The following is a 19257-nucleotide window of genomic DNA, read 5'->3' as shown; positions in this document are numbered from 1 at the left end:
CCGGGGCGAATCGGGTTGCCGCCGGGCCGTACCGGCGCCGAGCATGCCACCATGACCGACGTGACCGCCCCACCGACCGCCGTACGCCGGCTCCGCCCGTCCGACACGGCGCGGATGCGGGCGATGCGGCTCGAGATGCTGGCCGACACGCCCCTGGCCTTCCTGGAGACGCTGGCCGAGGCGGCGGCGCGGCCGCACGCCGAGTTCGCCGCCCGGGTCGCCCGGGTCTCGGCCGGCGACGACGTCGCCCAGTTCGTCGCCGAGGTGGACGGGCGTTTCGTGGCGCACGCCGGCGGCGTCGTCTCGCCGGACGAGCCGACCCTCACCGTCGTCTACGCGGTCTACGTCACGCCGGAACACCGGGGCAGCGGGGTACTGGGGGCGCTGCTGGACAGCGTCGCGCGGTGGTCGCGGATGGCCGGCCGGCCCGAGTTGATGCTCGAGGTCGTGGTCGGCAACGACCGGGCGGTACGCGCGTACGAGCGGCTGGGCTTCGTCGACACCGGGGTTCGGGTGCCGCACCCGACCATCCCGGTGCTCACCGAACTGCAGATGCGCCGCTCCGCCTAGGCGTCCGCCCATGATCCCCGTGATCAGGGAGTACGCGCCTCGGCACGCCGACGACACGCGCGTCCTGGTCCCTGATCACGGGGATCACGAGAGGTGTCAGGCGGGGAGGTGGCGGCGCGACTGGACGATGCGGAACCGGCCGGCGACGTACGCCCCGTCGGTGAGGGCCGCGTTCGCCGCCGGGTTGGCCCCGCTGGCGTGGAAGTCGGAGAACGCCGCGGACTGGTTGACGAAGACCTGACCGGTCAGGTTGCACGACAGGTGCACGCCGGCCTCCACCGCCGCCTCCTCGGCCGCGTCGAGCACCTTCTCGTCGGACGAGTAGACCGCCGCCGTCAGCGCGCCGTTGCGGCCGACCGTCTCGCGGAAGATGTCGAGGCTCTGCGCGGTCGAGTCGGTGGCGATGACGAACGAGATCGGCCCGAACCACTCCCGGCCGTACGTGTCGACGGCGTCGGCCGGCAGCTTCACGATCGTCGGCGTACGGACCACCGCGTCGGGGTGCGTCGGGTGGTCGACCGTCCGCGACTCCAGTACGACGTCACCGCTGACCTCGGCGAGCCGGGCCAGCACCCCGGCGTTGACGATGGCGCCGGTGAACTCGACGGCGCGGGCCGGGTCGGCGGTGAGCTTGCCGACCGCTCCGGCGATCCCGGCGGCGACCTCGTCGAAGGTCTTGTGGCCCTGGTCGGTGCTGATGCCGCCGGCCGGCACCAGGATGTTCTGCGGGGTGGTGCACATCTGTCCGCTGTAGAGGGTCAGCGAGAACCCGAGGTTGCGGCACAGCCCGGCGAAGTCGTCGGTCGAGTCGACCACGACGGTGTTGACGCCGGCCTTCTCGGTGTAGACGGTCGCCTGCCGGGCGTTGGCCTCCAGCCAGTCGCCGTACTCGGTGGAGCCGGTGAAGTCGACGATCCGGACCTCCGGGCGCAGCGCCAGCGTGGACGCGATCCTCTCGCCGGGGGCCTCGACGGCGAGCAGCACCAGGTTGGGGTCGAAGCCGGCCTCGGCGAGCACCTCGCGGGCGATCCGGACGGTGATGGCCAGCGGCAGCACCGCGCCCGGGTGCGGCTTGACGATCACCGGGTTGCCGGTGGCCAGCGAGGCGAAGAGCCCGGGGTACGAGTTCCAGGTCGGGAAGGTGTTGCAGCCGATGACCAGCGCCACCCCGCGGGGTACGACGTGGAAGGTCTTGCTCATCCGCAGCGGGTCGCCCTTGCCGGCGGGCTTCTCCCACTCCGCGGTGCCCGGGTGCCGGGTCATCTCGGCGTACGCGTAGGCGAGCGCTTCGAGGGCACGGTCGAGGGCGTGCGCGCCGCCGGCCTGGAACGCCATCACGAACGCCTGGCCGCTGGTGAACTGGACCGCGTTGGCGAGTTCGAAGACGTTGGCGTGCAGCCGGGCGAGGATCTCGGCACAGACGCCGACCCGGGTCTGCGCTCCGGCGTCGCGCCAGGCCGGCAGCGCGGCCCGCGCGGCGGCGACCAGAGTGTCGACGTCGCCGTGCGGATAGCTGACGCCGAGGTCGACACCGAACGGGCTGGCCTCGGTGGCCACCCAGTCGACGGTGCCGGGCTGGTCGAGCGGGTACCGGTTGCCGAGCAGGGCCCGGAACGCCGCCTCACCCTGCGCGGCGGCGTTCTCGCCGTACACCCGGGGGCTGGGTGACTCGGGATAGGCCGACCAGTAGCCGCGCTCGGCGATCGCGGTGAGCGCGCGGGCGAGGGTGTCGGCGTGCGCGGTGTACATGGGATGCGGGGTCTCCGTCATGTCAGCCATCATGCCGTAGCCGACCGTGGGTGTCGTAGGGCGTGATTCCGGCGCATCCTCTTGTCATGGGCGGGCGCTGGTCGTCGTTGCGTACGGCCGTCAACTGGCTGAACGGCTCGACGCTGGCCGGGCTGGTGGTGGCCGCGCTGGGCGGGGCCACCCGCGAGCGCGGGCCGGACGGGGTGTTCGTCGCCGGCGGCTACCGGCTGCCGGTGCCGGCGCAGCCGTGCTTCACGGTCGGGTCGGTGGTCGTGACGCGGCGGCCGGCCGGGTGGCTGCTCGATCCGCGCCGGGCCGAACTGTTCGCGCACGAGGTCCGGCACGTCGGGCAGTACGCGCTGCTCGGCCCGTTGTTCCTGCCGGCCTACCTGGTGGCGTGCGGATGGTCGTACACGCTGACCGGTTCGTACGGCTGCCGCAACGTCTTCGAGCGGCGGGCCGGGCTTTCGGCGGGCGGCTACCGGGAGTTGCCGCTGCGGCCGTGGGCGGTCCGGGTCCACACGACGTTCACCCGCCGCCCGCCGCGCTGACCGGCGGGTACGCGTGCACCCGTACCCGCCGGTGGATGGCCGGGTCAGACCGCCTGCTGCCAGTTGTTCCAGGTGTCGACGGCGCGGAACCCGATCGCCTCGTTGATCGAGATCATGTGGTCGTTGGCCGCCGCGTTCCAGGTGTCGATGACCTTCAGGTCGGGTTCGTTCGCCAGGACCTGACGCAGATTGTCGATCTTGACGATGGTGCCGAGCCGGTGGCCCCGGTGGGCCGGCTCAACGATGGTGATCTGCTGGAAGGCGTGCCACTCGTTGCCGTCGGCGAGCGTGATCTCGGTCCAGGCCGCCAGCCGACCGCTCGCCACGTGCCGCAGACCGGAGTGGTACATGCGCCGGCCACGCAACTCGTGGTTCTGGTCCACCTTGCGGATCCGGTCCGCGTCGACCTTCTCCGGCTCCCATTCCAGGTCGCCCATCGGCGCGTCCTCGACCAGCCGACCGTCGAGGTAGGCGACGTCGTCGATGAGGTCCTCCGGGGTGGCCCCCACCCAGCGGACGGGCTCGTAGCCGTCGGCGTGTTTCCACGCCTCGGTCAGCATCGCGTCCAGCCGGGGCTGGTCGACCGAGGTCACGTCGAGCCGCCGGCGCACCTCGACGAGCACCGACTCGGCGCCCATCGCGGCGGCGAACCGGTTGCCGGCCTCGTCGCGCACCGGGCCGCCGGGCAGCGTGGCGACGGCCATGGTCATCAGCCGCTTACGGCCGAGCGCCCGGGCCCGCTCGACGGCCCGGGCATGCAGGGCCCGGCCCACCCCACGCCGCCGGTAGTCGGGCAGCACCTGCAACTCGACCGTGACGTTGTCGGTGTTGTCGAGCTGCGGCATCGTCATCTCGAGATAGCCGACCGGGTTGCCGTCGACGTGCGCGAGATAGCGCTCGAAGGTGTACCCGGTCCGCGGATGTTTCATCCCGACGTAGAAGTCGCGTTGAACGGGTGTCGGAAAACCCGGGATGTCGGCGGTGACGACCGCCGTCTGGATTTCGAAGGCTCGCTCCACGGCGGCGCTGTCGGCGGGGGTGAAGGCGGTGACGGCGATGTCCATGGGACCGAGAGTGCCGCCTGGTCGGGGTGCCCGCGACCGAATTTCTTCTTTGGTCGGGAGGACGTGCGCACAACGCCTCCGGCGCTGGGTCGTTAGAGCTTCAAAAGTCTACGGCGCTACGCCCTCCCGCACGGAGCATCTTGCGTCTTCGCGAGGCGGTCGTCAAGTCTGTCGGGCCAGGTTTTCTCCACGGACGGCAAAACCCCGGTTACCGGCCGCGCAGGCCGGTCACCCCGGCGGGTGACCGGCCTGACAGCGGGCGCTCAGCCGAGCAGGCCGGCCTCCCGGGCCGCCCGCAGCGACGGCTTGACCCGGTGCGTCGGGCCGACCAGCCCGGCGATCGCGTCGAGGGTCTTGAGACCCTCGCCGGTGTTGTAGACGACCGTCTCCGCCGCGGGGTCGAGCCGGCCGCTGTCGACCAGCTTCTTCAGCACGGCCACCGTGGTGCCGCCGGCCGTCTCGGCGAAGACGCCGGTCGTGCGGGCCAGCAGCCGGATCCCGTCGCGGATCTCGTCGTCGTCGGCGTGGTCCATCCAGCCGCCGGTACGCCGTACCGCCTCGATCGCGTACGCCCCGGCGGCCGGGTCGCCGATGTTGAGCGACTTGGCGATGCCGGTCGGCTTGACCGGGCTGATCGTGTCGGTGCCGGCGTGCAGGGCGGTGGCGATCGGGTTGCAGCCGGTCGACTGGGCGCCGAAGACCCGCCAGCCGCCGGCCGGCGCCTCGACGAGCCCGATCTCGACCAGTTCGCTGAACGCCTTGTCGACCTTGGTGAGCAGTTCGCCGCTGGCCATCGGGATGACCACCTGGGCCGGGATGCGCCAGCCGAGCTGCTCGGCCACCTCGTAGCCGAGGGTCTTGGAGCCCTCGGCGTAGTAGGGCCGGACGTTGACGTTGACGAAGGCGGTGTCCTCGAACTCGTCGGTCTCGACCAGTTCGCCACAGAGCCGGTTGACGTCGTCGTACGACCCGTCGATGGCGACCAGGTCGCCGCCGTACACGGCGGTTGTGATGATCTTGCCTGGCTCCAGGTCACCGGGGATGAAGACGATCGACGGTACGCCGGCGCGGGCGGCGTGCGCGGCGACCGAGTTGGCGAGGTTGCCGGTGGAGGCGCAGGCGAAGCGGGTGAAGCCGAGTTCGCGGGCGGCGGTCAGGGCCACCGACACCACCCGGTCCTTGAACGAGTGGGTCGGGTTGCCGCTGTCGTCCTTGACCCACAGCGGTGCGCTGATGCCCAGCTCGGCGGCGAGGCCGGGGGCGGCGACCAGCGGGGTCATGCCGGGGTCGAGCGTCACCCGGGTGGCCGGGTCCTGGCCGGCCGGCAGCAGGGCGGCGTACCGCCACATGTTGTTCGGGCCGGCCTCGATGTCGGCCCGGGTGACCCGGGCCAGCGCGGCCTGGTCGTAGGCGACCTCCAGCGGGCCGAAACAGGCGAAGCAGGCGTGCTGGGCGGCCAGCGGGTATCCGGCACCGCAGCCGCGACAGACCAGGGACCGGGCCGGGCTGGAGGTAGAGGTGGCGGCGCCAGCGGTTTCGTCGATGATCGACGTCATCTGAGGGTCCTCTCATCTTTCCCCTGCACCGCACCGCGCGGCGGGGACGGATTTGGCACCTGCCCCCCGCGACTCGGCGATGAGTCGGTCGTGCGGGGTGGTTGCCGGGGCGTCAACGGGCCGTATCCCTCAGCCCCTCTGGATGAGGTATTCAGTTGTGCACCCGAGTCTACGGGCGTGATCGCGGTTGACCACCGCTGATTCCCAGGTTGTGAGCCACACCTCGGGATCTTGACGTGGGCCGGGCGGCCCCGTACCGGCCCGCCCGCCCCCGTCGCGCGGGTCTCAGGAGACGACGTCCTTGCGGGTGAAGCGCCAGAAGGCCAGCCCCCAGAAGATGGTGGCGTAGCTGATCGCGGAGATCGAGCCACGGACGATGTCGTCGGTCTGCACCGGCGTCGACAGCAGCCCGAGCCAGGCGCTGCTGTAGTGGGTCGGCAGGAAGTCACGCAGCACGCCCAGCGCGGTGATCTGGTCGAGGATGCTCGACAGGATCCACAGCAGCACCGCCCCGCCGACCGCACCCAGCGCCGCGTCGGTCGTCACCGAGAGCAGGAACGCCAGCCCGGCCACCACCAGCAGCACCACGGCCAGGTAGCCGAGGATGCCGAGCAGCCGCAACAGGCCCTCACCGGCCGGGATCTCGGCGGCGACCGCGCTCTGCAACGGCCCCCAGCCGTAGCGCAGGGTGCCGATCAGCAGGGCGGTGCCGGCGAGCAGGAGCAGGGCCAGCGCGGAGTAGGCGAGCGCGACCACCAGCTTCACCGCCAGCAGCCGCGACCTCGGCACCGGGATCGCCAGCAGGTAGCGCAGGCTGCCCCAGCTCGCCTCGCTGGCCACCGTGTCGCCGCAGAAGAGCGCGACCACCACGACCAGCAGGAACGAGGCCGACACGAAGAGCGTGAAGAGGGTGAAGTTGAGACCGTTCGCGGTCGCGAACTCGATCAGGCTGGCGAACTCGCCGCCGCCGTTGTCGTCGTCACCGCTCTCGAACTGGAACGCGATCAGGATGATCAGCGGCAGCAGCACCATGAACCCGAGCGCGAGCTGCGTACGCCGGCGGGACGCCTGGCGCCGGAACTCCGCGGCCATCGGGAGGGTGGCGCGCGGCCGGTAGCCGGGGGCGGCTCCGGAACCGTCGGCCGCCGGCCGCTCCGCCTGCTCGACGTCTGCCATCACCGGTCCCCGCTTCCCCGAGAGTTCTCCCCGACCAGGGCGAGGAAGGCGTCCTCCAGGCGGCGCCGGGGCACCACCCGGTCCACCCCCACCCCGGCCCGGACGAGTTCGGCGACCACCTCGCTGCGGGCGGTGCCGTCGATGTCGACCACCAGGCCGCCGTTGCCGTCGCCGCCGACCGTACGCACGCCCTCCAGCCCGTCGAGCACGGCCCGGGCGGCACCGGCGTCGCTGACGTCGAGCTGCACCATCGGCGACTCGCCCACGATGTCGGCGACCGGCCCCGCCGCCACGACCGCGCCCTTGTTGACCACGATCGCGTGGGTGCAGGTCTGCTCGACCTCGGCCAGCAGGTGGCTGGAGACCAGCACGGCCCGGCCGTCGGTGGCGTACCGCTTGAGCACCCGGCGCATCTCGGCGATCTGCGGCGGGTCGAGCCCGTCGGTCGGTTCGTCAAGCACCAGCAGCTCGGGCAGGCCGAGCATGGCCTGGGCGATGGCCAGCCGCTGCCGCATGCCGTGGCTGTAGGTGCGGACCCGCCGGTCGACCGAGGTCCCGAGGCCGGCGATCTCCAGCGCCTCCTCGAACCGGGCCTCGGCCCACGGCCGCCCGGTGGCCCGCCAGTACGACTTCAGGTTGTCGCGCCCGCTCAGGTGGGGCAGGAAGCCCGGCCCCTCGACCAGCGACCCGATCCGGGAGAGCACCGGCGAACCGGGAACCAGCCGGTGGCCGAAGACGTAGATCTCGCCGGCGGTCGGCTGGGTCAGCCCCATCAGCACCCGTAGCGTGGTGGTCTTGCCGGCGCCGTTCGGCCCGAGCAGGCCGACCACCTGGCCGCGTCGTACCTCGAAGCCGACCTTGGCGACGGCGACGAAGTCGGCGTACTCCTTGCGCAGGTCGCGTACGACGAGCGGGGTGTCGGCGTGTTCGGCGACGACCGACGTGTCGTGCCGGCGGTGCCGGTGCCGGACCACCGCCACGACCACGACGAGACCGACGACGATCGCGGCGAGCAGGCCGGCGAGCACCCAGCGCCAGACCAGCTCCGAGGTGGCGATCGGCTCGCCGGTCACGGTCGGCAGCGTCACCGGGCCGGTGCTGCCGGCGCCGAGGCCGACGGTGTAGACGGTCGGCTCGACCGGGGTGGTGTACGCCTGGTCGGCGGTGGCGAGCACGAGCCGCAGGTGGTGGCCGGCCTCGACCCGGTGGACGATCGCCGGCAGCGTCACGGTCACCGGTTGCGCCTGTCCGATGTCGGCCGGCAGGCCGGTGAGCCGTACCGGGGCGACCAGGCCGCTGGGCAGGGTGGCCGCACCCTTCGGGTCGACGTCGTAGAGCTTGACGAAGAGCACCGCCTCGCCGGTCGGGGACGCCGCCCGGACCGACACGGTCGGTGAGCCGACCACGTCGACCGCCTCGTCGAGCGGCGCGGACTCGAACCGGGCGTGCTGTCCGGGCAGGTCTCCGGCGACCCCGCCGAGTACGGACGACAGGCCGCCGGCGAACGGCAGGGAGGAGATCGCGGCCGGGTTGCCGGCCGGCGGGTTGGCGATGGCCTGTGGTGGCCCGGCGACGGCCACCGCGGAGGTGGTGGCGCCGCCGACGCCGGGATAGTCGGCGGTGCTGTAGCCGGTCGCCACCAGTCCCCGGTCCATGGCGTCGAAGCCGGCGATCCGCGACCAGGTGAAGCTGTCCGCCGGCGGCTCCCCCTCGCCCTTGACGTAGTGGCCGAGCCACTGCGCGGTGAGGAACTTGAGCCGGTCGCGGTCGGTCTGCGGACCGGTGCCGCCGTCGTGGCCGCCGGTGAACCAGGCGACCCGCACCGGGGTGCCGTTGGCCGCGATGCCGCGCGCGTTGAGGTCTGCCTCGGCCAGCGGGAAGAGCGTGTCGGCCTCGCCCTGGATGAGCAGGGTCGGCGCCTTGATCCGGTCGAGCACGGTGGCCGGGCTGGACCGGCGCAGCAACTCCACCGCCTCCGGCGTACCCCGGCCGGTGGTGGCGATCTGCTGGTAGGCGGCGCAGACGTCGCGGGCGAAGCGGCCACAGGACGGGTCGCCAAACGGGGCGCCCGGGCCCAGCCCGCCGCCGGCGGTCGGCACCCCGGCGGGGAGGCCCCCGGTGTCGTCGGAGCCGGGTCCGGTGGCCGGGCCACCGGGCTGTCCCGCACCGCCGGGCAGCCCGGCGCCGCCGAGCCCGCCGCCGGTGCCGCTGCCGAAGAACAGGCCGGCCCAGCCCTTCTTGAAGACCCCGTCGACCGGCTCCCGGCCGGTCGACTCGGGCAGGAAGGAACGGGACAGGTCGTTCCAGGTGATCATCGGGACGATCGCGTCGACGCGGGGGTCCTGGGCGGCGAGCAGCAGGGCGAGGGCGCCGCCGTACGAGCCGCCGACCACCCCGACCCGTGGGTCGCCGGGGCTGTCCGTACGGACCTCCGGCCGGGCGGCCAGCCAGTCGAGGAGCCGTTGCGCGTCGCGCACCTCGTAGTCGGGGCTGTCGAGGTGGATCTCGCCACCGCTGCGGCCGAACCCGCGGGCGGTGAAGGTCAGTACGGCGTACCCGAGCCCGGCCAGGTCCTCGGCGTCGGCGCGCACGGTGTCCTTGGTCCCGCCGAAGCCGTGGGCGAGCAGCACCGCCGGCACCGGAGCGTCGGCGGAGGCGCCGTCGGGCAGGTAGTACCGGGTGTCCAGGGTCACCGGCTCGTCACCGGTCGGCCCGGACCGGACGCTGATCATGCTGTCGGTGGCGGTGAAGTCGCGCCGTTCCGGCCAGACCGCCCAGGCGATCGCGCCGGCGAGGACGGCGATCAGCACGGTGGCGGTGACGACCCGGCGCCGGGTCATCCGCGGCAGGGCACGACGGAGCCGCGCCGACAGCGGTGAAGGCATGGGGACACCGTACGGCCCCGTTCCTGAGCGCCACCTGAGATCGTCCGTATGGCCCGGACCAGGCTCCGAACGTCGGGCCCAGGCGGTGACTCGACCGGACATACCCGAAGGACGGGCAGGACAAGTGCAGCATCCCGTGAATTCCGATCTTCAGTCACATATCACTGCAATCGATGCAGGGCACGCCAACGTTGGCACGCAACGTAGTCAGCACTCCGACGCAGCGGCACGTTACTTGCCGGTGGGCAAGAAATAGCTGTTCGGTGTGGATTGCACCGCCGCAGATGTCCATTAGGTTTCCGGTCCGGCGGACGGGACCGACATCGTGCGACACGTACCCCCGCCTGCGCCTTTCACGTCGCCCGAGGGGGGAAGACGATGACACTTCCAGCAGAGCGGTCGCCCGACCGGCGGATGTCGGGACTGCTCCCGCGCCTGCTACTCGCGGTGACGCTGCTGGTGCCCACCCTCGTCCTCTCCGTACAGGCGTGGCGCGGGACCGACGAGAAGGCGGCGTTCGCCGAACGGGAACGCGCCGGGGTCGAATACCTGCGGGCGCTCGGACAGATCACCCTCGCGCTCGTCGACGCCCAGTCGGCCGCGGTGGCCGGCCAGCCGGTGCCCCGCGACGCGCTCAACCGGGCCGTCGCCGAGGGCGGCACGGTCGACGCCCGGCTCGGCACCGAACTGCGCACCCACGAACGGTGGGCCGGCGTACGAGCCAAGATCGAATCGCTGTCCGACCGGAGCCACACCTACCCGGAGGCCACGTACACGGCGTACACCGAGGCCACCGACCTGCTGCTCGCCCTGTACGCCAAGGTTCGGGACACCTCCGGTCTGGTCCGCGACCCCGACCCGGACAGCTACCAACTCCAGGACAGCGCCGGCGAGGAGTTGCCCGAGTCGATCGTCGCCGCCGGCCGGCTCGCCGACCTGGCGGTGCTCGCCCCCGCCCGGCCACGGGCCGAACTGGTCCGCACCGCGGGCGAGCTGAGCAACGCCCGGGCCGAGGTCCTCGACCCCGCCCACGACCTGGTCACCAACCTCCAGCTGGCGGTCGACAGCACCGACAGCGGCACCCTCGGCGGCAACCTGCTCGGCGAACTCGACGCCTACCAGCAGGCGGTGGAGGCGCTCGGCGCCGCCGCCACCCTGGGCACCGGCAACCCGACCACCGACGACGCGCTGCCCGACCCGGCGGCCGTCGCCGCCGCCCGGGTGGTCGTGCACACCGCCGCGGCGGCGCTGTCGGCGACCGTGCTCACCGAGATCGACCAGTTGCTCGAAGCCCGTGTCGACGGCCTCGGCACCGCCCGCCTGGTGACGGTCGCGGCCGGCGTGGCCCTCTTCCTGATCGGCCACGCTCCGCTCCTGGTCTTCCTGGTCGCCGCCGGCCGCCGCCGCGGCAGCGCCGCCCCGCCCGCGCCCGGTGCCGGGCCGTCCGGTGCGGCCGGCGACCCGGCACCCGCCGGCCGGGCGGGTGCGGTGGCGAGGCACTGGCCCGGCGGCACGCCGGAACCCCCGGGTCCCGGCCACCCGACCCCGGCCAACACCACCCCGGCACCGAAGCAGTGGGAGCACAGCGGTGCTGCTCGGTAGGCTGCGCATCCGGGGCAAGCTGGCCCTGCTGCTGATCATTCCGCTGCTCAGCCTCGCCGGTCTCGCCGTACCGATGGTCGTCGACCAGGTGACCCAGGCCGGCCGGGCCGCCGACACCGCCCGCTCGGTGCGCCTCGCCGGTCACATCGGCACCCTGGTGCAGGATCTGCAGCGGGAACGACTGCTGTCGATCGGGTATCTGCTCGGCGTCGTCGACCGGTCCCGCCTGCTACTGCAGACGGCACAGGTCGGCGACCGGGTCGCCGACCTGGCCGCGGACTACGAGGGCACGCCACCCGAACGGGTCGCCGAGGCGGTCGACGGGGTCCAGTACCTCGCCGACCTGCGCGCCAACGTGCTCGACCGCACCGCCAGCCCGGATGCGATCATGGCCGGCTACTCGGCGCTCAACCAGCGGCTCGTCGACTCGCTGCGGCTGCTCGACGGAATCGACACCGCCGCCGACGAGGGCCGGCAGGTGGTCGCGCTCGACGCCGTACTGCGCGCCGACGAGGGCATCAGCGCGGGCGCGAGCTGGCTCGTGGTCGTGGTCGGCACGAAGAACGCCGGCGCGATCACGGCCTACATCGCCAACATGGCCGCCCTCCAGGTCTCGATCGGCCGGTTCGGCCTCTACGCCAGCGCCGAGCAGAACGAGCTGTACCAACTGGTCGAGGTCGCGGCCGGGGCCCGGACCAGCCCCGACTTCCTCGACACCTTCGGCGCCGACCCGCAGGGCGCCATCGCCGGCCTCGAACTCGCCACGCTCTTCCCGGCCGTCGAGTCGCTGATCACCCTCGGCCAGTTCGTCGAACAGAAGATCATCACCGACGTGCTCGGCGAGGTCACCGCACGCCAGCAGACCGAACTCCTCCTCGCGTACGGCATCGGCGCCCTCGCCCTGCTGGTGCTCGCCGCGGTGGTGCTGCTCAGCACCGCCGTCGCCCGGGCGGTGGCCCGACCGCTGACCCGGCTCACCCAGTCCGCCGACCGCGTCGCCCGGGTCGCCGAGGCCGAACTCGTCCGGATCTCCGACGAGGAGAGCGAGGTCGTGGAGCAGGTGCGCCTCGACCCCGTCGACGTCGACGCCCGCGACGAGATCGGCGACCTGGCGCGGGCCTTCGAGCGGGTCCAGGGCACCGCCACCCGGCTGGTCGAACGGCAGGTGGCCAGCCGGCGCAACGTGGCGCAGATGTTCGGGCACGTCGGACGGCGTACCCAGAACCTGGTCGGCCGGCAGATCGCGCTGATCGACCGGCTCGAACACGACGAGACCGACCCGACCCGGCTGCAACACCTCTACCGGCTCGACCACGTCTCCAGCCGGCTGCGCCGCAGCGCCAGCAGCCTGGTCGTGCTCTCCGGCTCGACCGGCGCCGACGCGTTCGTCGCCCCGCTGCCGCTCGCGAACGTCGTACGGCTGGCGCTCGGCGAGATCGAGGACTACCCACGGGTCGACGTACGGGTGCCGCCGGACATCACGGTGGCGCCCGGTGCCATCGGCGACCTCGTGCTGGCACTCGCCGAACTGATGGAGAACGCCACGTCGTTCTCGCCCCCGCACACCCGGGTCAGCGTCACCGCGCAACCGCGCCACGACGGCGTACGGGTCACCGTCATCGACCACGGGATCGGCATGTCGCCGGAGCGGATGGCGGAGGAGAACGCCCGGATCACCCGGCGCGAACGGCTCGACCTGGTGCCGACCGAACTCCTCGGTCTCTTCGTGGTCGGCCGGCTGGCCCGCCGGCACGGGCTGGGCGTCGCGCTGAGCCCCACCCCCGGCGGCGGTGTCACGGCCGACGTCGACGTCGCCGCCCGGCTGCTGGTGACCGGCCGTCCGGTGCCGACCCGCGTCGCCCGGCCGGAACCGCCGCTGGTCGTGGCGGCCCGCCCCGGCACGGCGGGCGCCAGGGCGCTGCCCGCCGCACAGCTGCGGCCGGCCGGCGCGCTGCCGGCGGCGCCCGCGCTGACGTCCGACGGGCTGCCCGCCCGGACCTCCAGCCGCCGGCCGGACCGGGCCGGACGTGTCCCGGCCGGCGCGGGGCTGTTCGACCCGGCCGCGCTGACCCGGGCCAGCCGTTCGCTGGAGTCCGGGCAGCCGTGGAACGCGTTCGCCGCCCCGGTGCCCGCCGTCGACGAACCCGCATCGCCGGCCGGGCCCGCATCGCCGGCCGGGCCCGCATCGCCGGCCGGGCCCGCATCGCCGGCCGGGCCCGCACCGCCGGCCGGGCCCGCACCGCTCACCGGGCTGGCACCCGCCGTGGCCGGCCGGTCCGCCGCGGCGTCGACGGCGGACGAGCCGCCCGCCCGGCCACCGGCCACCACCCCGGCCGGTCAGGTGCTGCGGCAGCGGGTGCCCGGCGCGCAACTGCCCATCTCGGTCGGCGGCCCGCCCGCGGCACCGCCCGCGCCGGCCGACCCGCTGACCGTGCGGGCCCTGGTCGAGGAGTTCGAGTCCGGCGTACGGCGGGCCCAGCAGCAGGGACCGGGTACGACCGTCCTGACCCAGCGGATCCCCGGGGCGAGCCTGCGCCTGCCGCCGGTGGCGGTCCGGCACCGGGCCCCGCAGGCGCACCGGCCGCTCGACCCGGAAGAAGTACGTCATCTCGTCACGCAGTTCGAGTCCGGCGTGGAACGCGCACTGCGTGAGGTCAGTTCAGAACACCGCAGCGAAGAGGGATCACCACGATGAGCAGCCCCTTCATCCACGAGAGCGTGGAACGCCAGGATTCCCGGCCGGGTACGGCCGGACAGCTGAGTCCCGAGGCGAAGACGTTCAACTGGCTACTCGACTCGTTCACGTCGACCACCGCCGGGGTGCTGGAGGCCATCGCGGTGTCGTCCGACGGCCTGCTGATGGCGATGTCGGCGATCAAGGACCGGTCGAACGCGGAGCGGCTGGCCGCCGTCGTCTCCGGCATGACCAGCCTGGCCGGCGGGGCAGCGAGCTGGTACTCCCTGGGGCCGCTCAACCGGGTGATCGTCGACATGGCCGACGGCTACCTGCTGGTCGCGTCGATCAGCAGCGGCTCGGTGCTCGGCGTCATCGCCGACCGGTCGGCCAACCTGGGCACGGTGGCGTACGAGATGACCCTCTTCGCCAGCCGGGCCGGCAGCGCCCTGACACCGCGACTGATCGTCGAACTGAAGAACTCCGTCCAGTCATGACCCCGTCCGCCGGCGACGAGGTGCCGGAGCCGCCCTTCCGGGTACGTCCGTACCTGCGCGGGTCGGCACCGGAACCCGCGCCGGATCCGGAGGCCACGACCGGCCGGGCCGAGACTGCCCCGGTCGTGCCGGGCGGGCTGCGCCCGTTCGTGCTGACCGCCGGCCGGGTGAACAGCACCGATCCGGCGATCGGCCTGGAGACGCAGGTGACCGCCCGGCTCGGCGGGGTGGCCTGGACCGCCCCGCCGCTGGCGAGTCTGGCCCCGGAGCTTCAGGCGATCGTCGACCTGTGCGCCGTGCCGCTGTCGGTCGCCGAGATCTCGGCCCGGCTGCGGCTGCACCTGGGCGTCACCCGGGTTCTGGTCGGCGACCTGAGCGCGGCCGGCCATCTCGACGTACACACCGCCGACGTGGCGGACCCATACGATCCCGAGACGATTCTGCGAGTGATCCATGGACTCCGTGCGATCTCCTGACCGGCCACGGGCCGGCTCCACCATCTACGGCACGCCACGTGGGCACACCACCGGCTACGGCCCGGCGATCCAGGACGGTTCGACCGGGCGGCTCGAAGCGGCCGGCGACGCCGACCCGGCCGCGCCCCGGCCGGGCGGGCCGCCGCGTCACGGCACACCCGCCGACCGGCCGACACCCCGGATCGGGACGGCGGCACCACCGGCCGGCGGCCACCGGGCCAGCCCACCCATCCCAGTCAAGATCATCATCGCGGGCGGGTTCGGGGTCGGCAAGACCACGACCGTCGGCGCGATCTCCGAGATCGACCCGCTGACCACCGAGGCGGAGATGACCTCGGCCGGCATCGGCGTCGACGATCCGGGCAGCCGCTCGGCGAAGACGACCACCACCGTCGCCATGGACTTCGGCTGCGTCACGATCGACCACAGCCTGAAGCTCTATCTCTTCGGCACCCCGGGTCAGGCCCGCTTCGGCTTCATGTGGGACGACCTGGTCCGCGGCGCGCTCGGGGCGCTGGTGGTCGTCGACAGCTCCCGGCTGGACGACTGCTACCCGGCCGTCGATTATTTCGAACGCGCCCGGCTGCCGTTCGTGGTGGCCGTCAACGCGTTCGACGGACGCGTGGCGCATGATCTCGAACAGGTGAGATGGGCGCTCGCGATCGGACGCCACGTCCCGCTGCTGACGTTCGACGCACGGGACCGGCTGTCCGTACGCGACGCTCTGCTGGTTGTCCTGGACCGCGCCCTGGACCGGGCGGTCCAGGAAGGGAAGTCCTGACGAGGTGGTCGGGACGCGGACGAGAAAGGTGACACCGGATGAGGGGTGAACTGGACGACGCGCTCGCCCGGTTGGCGCGGCGCGACGAACTGAAGCGCCGGCTGGCGGCCGAAGCGCCGCCCGCCCCCGAGCCGCCGCCGCCCGCCGGGCCCACGCCCGCGGACGAGGTGACCGCGGCCGTACGGGAGGTCGTCTCCCGGCACCCGGACATGGCCGTCACCCTGTCGGTGCACACCGGCGCGTCCGCCGCCCTGCTGCGCGTGCAGTGGACCGCCGGCGAGGTGACCGTCACCGTCGGGCCGGCCACCACGGACGTCCGTGCGCCGGCGGCCACGCACGCACCCGGCGCCGCGACGGCCGCGCCACCGGCCTGGCCGGCCGGCACCGGGCAGCCGTGGACCGGACCGGCCGACAGCGCCGCGACCGGCCGGTCGGCCGCCCGGCTGGCCGAACTCATCCGCAGCGACCCGTCGCTGCTGGACGGCTACGAGAACGAACGGTGACCGGCGGGTTCACCGGCGCCGGTCAGCACTCCCGGCCGCTGGTGAACCGCCGCTGGAGCGCCGCCGAGTCGCCCGCCTCGATCGACTCCACCCGGTTCTCGCCGTCGAACCGGAAGAGCAGGCCGTTGGCGTCCTCGGTCACCAGCCATCCGGACGCCCCGGCCCGGCCGGCCACCTGCCGGCCGTCCGGGTGGTTGGCCTCGACCTCGGCGCGGGTCATCGCCACCCGGCCACCCTCGGTCGTACGCACCGCCGGGGTGCTCACGGTCAGGTGCACCAACTGGCCGTCGTCGAAGGCCAGCGCCGGCACCGCGTAGTCCGGCAGCCCCTTGCCGAGGGCCAGGTCGGGGCAGCCCTCGGCCTTCTCGGTGTCACCGACCAGGCCGGCGGTCTGCAGGTCGGCGAGCTTGACGCCGACCAGGTAGGGCCCCATCCCCTTCGGGCTGATGTCGCTGTCGACGGCCGGCCGGGTCGGGCCCGCCGCGGCATCCGGCGCCGCCGACCCGATCGTCGGGCCCGGCTCGTCGTCGCCGGTGCACCCGGCGAGGGCCAGCCCGCCCACGACGGCCAGGGCCACCAGCGCGCGACGCTGCATCATCTTCGAGCCTCCCGGCGATCTCACGAAAGTCCTCCGCGAGTGTGAGCCCCCGGCCAGTCGGGCACCAGCGCCTGTTCGGGCACCATCCCGCCGCGTCCGGACGGCGGGGCGGCGACCCGGCCGTACGGCACACCGGCCGCCGTACGGCCCGGGGTCACCCCGGGCCGGATAGTCTCGGCGGGTGGCGGATCACGACCTCACCCTCACCGCGAGCCTACGGCCGGCCGCGCTCGACGCCCGCCGCGGCATCGTCCGCCTGCACCCGGAGGTGCTCACCGCTCTCGGCCTGCACCCGGGCGATCCGGTGCGGCTGTCCGGCCGCCGGGTGACCGCCGGGATCGCCGCCCGCGCCGAGCACACCGCCAGCCGCGCCCTGCTCTACGCCGACGACCTCATCCTCGGCAACCTCGGGCTGCGCGACGGCGGCCAGGTCACCGTCGCGCCCACCCCGGTCGTGCCGGCCCGGCGGGTGACGCTCGCCGGCCCGCCGGAGATCGTCGCCGCGGTCAGCCCGGAGATGCTCCGCCTCGCCCTGCTCGGCAAGGTCGTCACCGAGGGCGACGACGTGTCGCTGCTGCCCCAGGACGTGCTGCCCGACGCCACGGCCCGCGCCCTGGTCGAGGCCGCCCGCCGCAGCCTGGCCAACACCGTCGGGTACGCCTGGACCAGCACCCTGCTCAACGTCGCCGCCGCCGAGCCGGCGCAGGCCGCACTGGTCACCATGGACACCAGCGTCGGCTGGCAGGGCGGCCAGGTCACCCACGGCAACATGCCCGGCGCCGCGGCCGCGGGCCGGCTGGCCGCCGGTGGCGGACCGGTGGCCGGTGCCGGCCGGGGCACCGGCGGTTCGCCGTACGCCACGACGCCCACCGGCGGCGGTGCCCCGGCGCCGGCCGCCGTCGACGAGGTCGAGGCGCCCAGCGTCGACGACCTGCCCGGCCTGCGCGCCCAGGCGCACGAACTCACCGAACTGCTCGACCTCGGGTTCCACCACCGGGAGGTGCTCGGCCGGCTCGGCACCACCGTGTCGCTCGGCGTGCTGGTCAGCGGCCCCGCCGGTTCGGGCAAGACCGCCCTCGTACGGGCCGTGAGCGCCGCCGTCGGCGCCCGGCTGGTGGCGTTGTGGGCGCCCGAGATCGCCGCGCTGACCAACGACGCCGCCGCCCGTCGGCTGCGGGAGGCTGCCGCCTCGGTCCGCTCCGGCGGCCCGGCGGTGCTGCTGGTCTCCGACGTGGACGCGCTGGTCCCCCGCGACCAGCCCGGCCCGCTGGCGACCGTGTTCCGGCAACTTCTCGCCGAGACGGTCGCCGCCGGGGCGGCCGTCGTCTGCACCACCAGTCACCCGGAGTCGGTCGACGTCGGGCTGCGCTCCCCCGACCTGCTCGCCGTGCAGATCACCGTGGCGCTGCCGGACAACGCGCTGCGGCGCGAGCAGCTGACCGTACTGACCCGGGGCATGCCGCTCGCCGACGACGTACGGCTGGACGACGTCGCCGGCCGTACGCCCGGGTTCGTCGCGGCCGACCTGGCCGCGCTGGCCCGCGAGGCCGGCGTGCGGGCGGCGCTGCGCCAGAAGGAGGCGCCCTCCCCGGCGGTGGCGATGGCCGACTTCGAGGCCGCCCTGGAGGTGGTCCGGCCGACGTCGATGGGTTCGTCCACCCTGGACATAGCGACCGTCACGCTGGACGACGTCGGCGACATGGTCGAGGTCAAGGAGACGCTCACCGAGTCGGTGCTGTGGCCGCTGACCTATCCCGACACGTTCGCCCGGCTCGGTGTCCGGCCGCCGCGCGGAGTGCTCCTCTACGGGCCGCCCGGCTGCGGCAAGACCTTCCTGGTGACCGCGCTCGCCGGGACCGGCAAGGCCAACGTGCTGTCGGTCAAGGGCGCCGAGGTGCTCTCCAAGTGGGTCGGCGAGAGCGAGCGGGCCGTCCGGGAACTGTTCCGCCGGGCCCGGGAGGCCGCCCCGACGCTGGTCTTCCTCGACGAGGTTGACGCGCTGGCCCCCGTACGCGGTCAGGCCACCGACGGCGGCACCACCGACCGGGTCGTCGCCGCCCTGCTCACCGAACTCGACGGGGTCGAGGCCCTGCGCAACGTGGTGGTGATCGGGGCGACCAACCGGCCCGACCTGATCGACCCCGCCCTGCTGCGCCCCGGCCGGCTGGAACGCCTGGTGTACGTCCCGCCGCCGGACGCCGACGCCCGGGCCGAGATCCTGCGGGCGTCGGCCCGGACGGTGCCGCTCGCCGACGACGTCGACCTGGCCGAACTCGGCACCGAACTCGACGGGTTCTCGGCCGCCGACTGCGCGGCCCTGGTCCGCGAGGCGGCGCTGGCGGCGATGCGCGAGTCACTGGAGGCGTCGACGGTCACCGCCGCGCACGTCGCCGCGGCCCGCAAACGGGTACGCCCCTCGCTCGATCCGGTCCAGGTCGCCTGGCTGGCCAATTACGCCGACAAGCACTCGGCCCGCTGACCCGGCGCCGGGGCCGCCGGGCGCGCCGGCACCCGCCCCGCCGGGCCGCGCAGTGAGGGACCGGCGGGCCCCCCGGGCCCGGGGGCGCCCGCTGGC

15 protein-coding genes and 1 riboswitch are annotated in these 19257 nt (G+C 73.8%); of the genes, 9 read left to right on the top strand and 6 right to left on the bottom strand.

What is annotated here, in order from left to right:
* Positions 1-51 precede the first annotated feature (51 nt).
* On the top strand, positions 52-570 hold the full coding sequence (locus tag AB0I42_RS08705) for a GNAT family N-acetyltransferase (RefSeq protein WP_357535475.1): 519 nt from the start codon (positions 52-54) through the stop codon (positions 568-570).
* Positions 571-666: 96 nt separating this feature from the next.
* On the opposite strand, the gene paaN is transcribed toward AB0I42_RS08705, so the two are convergent.
* Complete coding sequence (gene paaN, locus AB0I42_RS08700; RefSeq protein ID WP_357535472.1) at positions 667-2340, bottom strand: phenylacetic acid degradation protein PaaN; 1674 nt, start codon at positions 2338-2340, stop codon at positions 667-669.
* A gap of 65 nt (positions 2341-2405) precedes the next feature.
* Here paaN and AB0I42_RS08695 point away from each other — a divergent pair, with 65 nt between their 5' ends.
* Positions 2406-2870 carry a hypothetical protein gene (locus AB0I42_RS08695; protein WP_357535470.1) on the top strand — a complete coding sequence of 155 codons (465 nt, stop codon included), beginning with the start codon at positions 2406-2408 and terminating at the stop codon, positions 2868-2870.
* A gap of 44 nt (positions 2871-2914) precedes the next feature.
* On the opposite strand, the gene AB0I42_RS08690 is transcribed toward AB0I42_RS08695, so the two are convergent.
* From AB0I42_RS08690 to AB0I42_RS08675, 4 genes are all read right to left on the bottom strand, one after another.
* Positions 2915-3934 carry a GNAT family N-acetyltransferase gene (locus AB0I42_RS08690; RefSeq protein ID WP_357535469.1) on the bottom strand — a complete coding sequence of 340 codons (1020 nt, stop codon included), beginning with the start codon at positions 3932-3934 and terminating at the stop codon, positions 2915-2917.
* Positions 3935-4197: 263 nt separating this feature from the next.
* Positions 4198-5490 carry a threonine synthase gene (gene thrC / locus AB0I42_RS08685; RefSeq protein ID WP_357535467.1) on the bottom strand — a complete coding sequence of 431 codons (1293 nt, stop codon included), beginning with the start codon at positions 5488-5490 and terminating at the stop codon, positions 4198-4200.
* Positions 5491-5499: 9 nt separating this feature from the next.
* Positions 5500-5639, bottom strand: a riboswitch (SAM riboswitch).
* 136 nt (positions 5640-5775) lie between these two features.
* Positions 5776-6666, bottom strand: coding sequence for an ABC transporter permease subunit (locus AB0I42_RS08680; RefSeq protein ID WP_357535466.1), 891 nt, complete (start codon positions 6664-6666; stop codon positions 5776-5778).
* Positions 6666-9551 carry an alpha/beta fold hydrolase gene (locus AB0I42_RS08675; RefSeq protein WP_357535464.1) on the bottom strand — a complete coding sequence of 962 codons (2886 nt, stop codon included), beginning with the start codon at positions 9549-9551 and terminating at the stop codon, positions 6666-6668. The genes AB0I42_RS08680 and AB0I42_RS08675 overlap by 1 nt, the downstream gene beginning before the upstream one ends.
* A gap of 378 nt (positions 9552-9929) precedes the next feature.
* On the opposite strand from AB0I42_RS08675, the gene AB0I42_RS08670 reads away from it, so the two are divergent.
* The 6 genes from AB0I42_RS08670 to AB0I42_RS08645 all read left to right on the top strand — a co-directional run bounded on the left by AB0I42_RS08670 (position 9930) and on the right by AB0I42_RS08645 (position 16084).
* Positions 9930-11153: a hypothetical protein gene (locus tag AB0I42_RS08670; protein ID WP_357535462.1), complete on the top strand. Its 1224-nt coding sequence runs from the start codon at positions 9930-9932 to the stop codon at positions 11151-11153.
* Complete coding sequence (locus tag AB0I42_RS08665) at positions 11140-13848, top strand: nitrate- and nitrite sensing domain-containing protein (RefSeq protein ID WP_357535460.1); 2709 nt, start codon at positions 11140-11142, stop codon at positions 13846-13848. The genes AB0I42_RS08670 and AB0I42_RS08665 overlap by 14 nt, the downstream gene beginning before the upstream one ends.
* Positions 13845-14324 carry a roadblock/LC7 domain-containing protein gene (locus AB0I42_RS08660; RefSeq protein WP_357535458.1) on the top strand — a complete coding sequence of 160 codons (480 nt, stop codon included), beginning with the start codon at positions 13845-13847 and terminating at the stop codon, positions 14322-14324. The genes AB0I42_RS08665 and AB0I42_RS08660 overlap by 4 nt, the downstream gene beginning before the upstream one ends.
* Positions 14321-14800 carry a DUF742 domain-containing protein gene (locus tag AB0I42_RS08655; protein WP_357535456.1) on the top strand — a complete coding sequence of 160 codons (480 nt, stop codon included), beginning with the start codon at positions 14321-14323 and terminating at the stop codon, positions 14798-14800. The genes AB0I42_RS08660 and AB0I42_RS08655 overlap by 4 nt, the downstream gene beginning before the upstream one ends.
* A 181-nt stretch (positions 14801-14981) precedes the next feature.
* Complete coding sequence (locus AB0I42_RS08650) at positions 14982-15581, top strand: ATP/GTP-binding protein (RefSeq protein WP_357535676.1); 600 nt, start codon at positions 14982-14984, stop codon at positions 15579-15581.
* Positions 15582-15619: 38 nt separating this feature from the next.
* The gene (locus AB0I42_RS08645; protein ID WP_357535454.1) at positions 15620-16084 is read left to right on the top strand and encodes a hypothetical protein; all 465 of its coding nucleotides are present in this window, start codon (positions 15620-15622) and stop codon (positions 16082-16084) included.
* 22 nt (positions 16085-16106) lie between these two features.
* On the opposite strand, the gene AB0I42_RS08640 is transcribed toward AB0I42_RS08645, so the two are convergent.
* A complete protein-coding gene (locus tag AB0I42_RS08640) occupies positions 16107-16682 on the bottom strand; it encodes a hypothetical protein (RefSeq protein ID WP_357535452.1) in 576 nt (191 codons plus the stop codon).
* Positions 16683-16863: 181 nt separating this feature from the next.
* Here AB0I42_RS08640 and AB0I42_RS08635 point away from each other — a divergent pair, with 181 nt between their 5' ends.
* The gene (locus AB0I42_RS08635) at positions 16864-19161 is read left to right on the top strand and encodes an AAA family ATPase (RefSeq protein WP_357535451.1); all 2298 of its coding nucleotides are present in this window, start codon (positions 16864-16866) and stop codon (positions 19159-19161) included.
* The last annotated feature ends 96 nt before the right edge of the window (positions 19162-19257 follow it).

Origin of the sequence: Polymorphospora sp. NPDC050346, assembly GCF_040655695.1 — a bacterium.
In the GTDB taxonomy this organism is placed as follows: domain Bacteria; phylum Actinomycetota; class Actinomycetes; order Mycobacteriales; family Micromonosporaceae; genus Polymorphospora; species Polymorphospora lycopeni.
The sequence above is the reverse complement of the archived record's forward strand: the minus strand, read 5'-3'. Positions and strand labels throughout refer to the sequence as shown.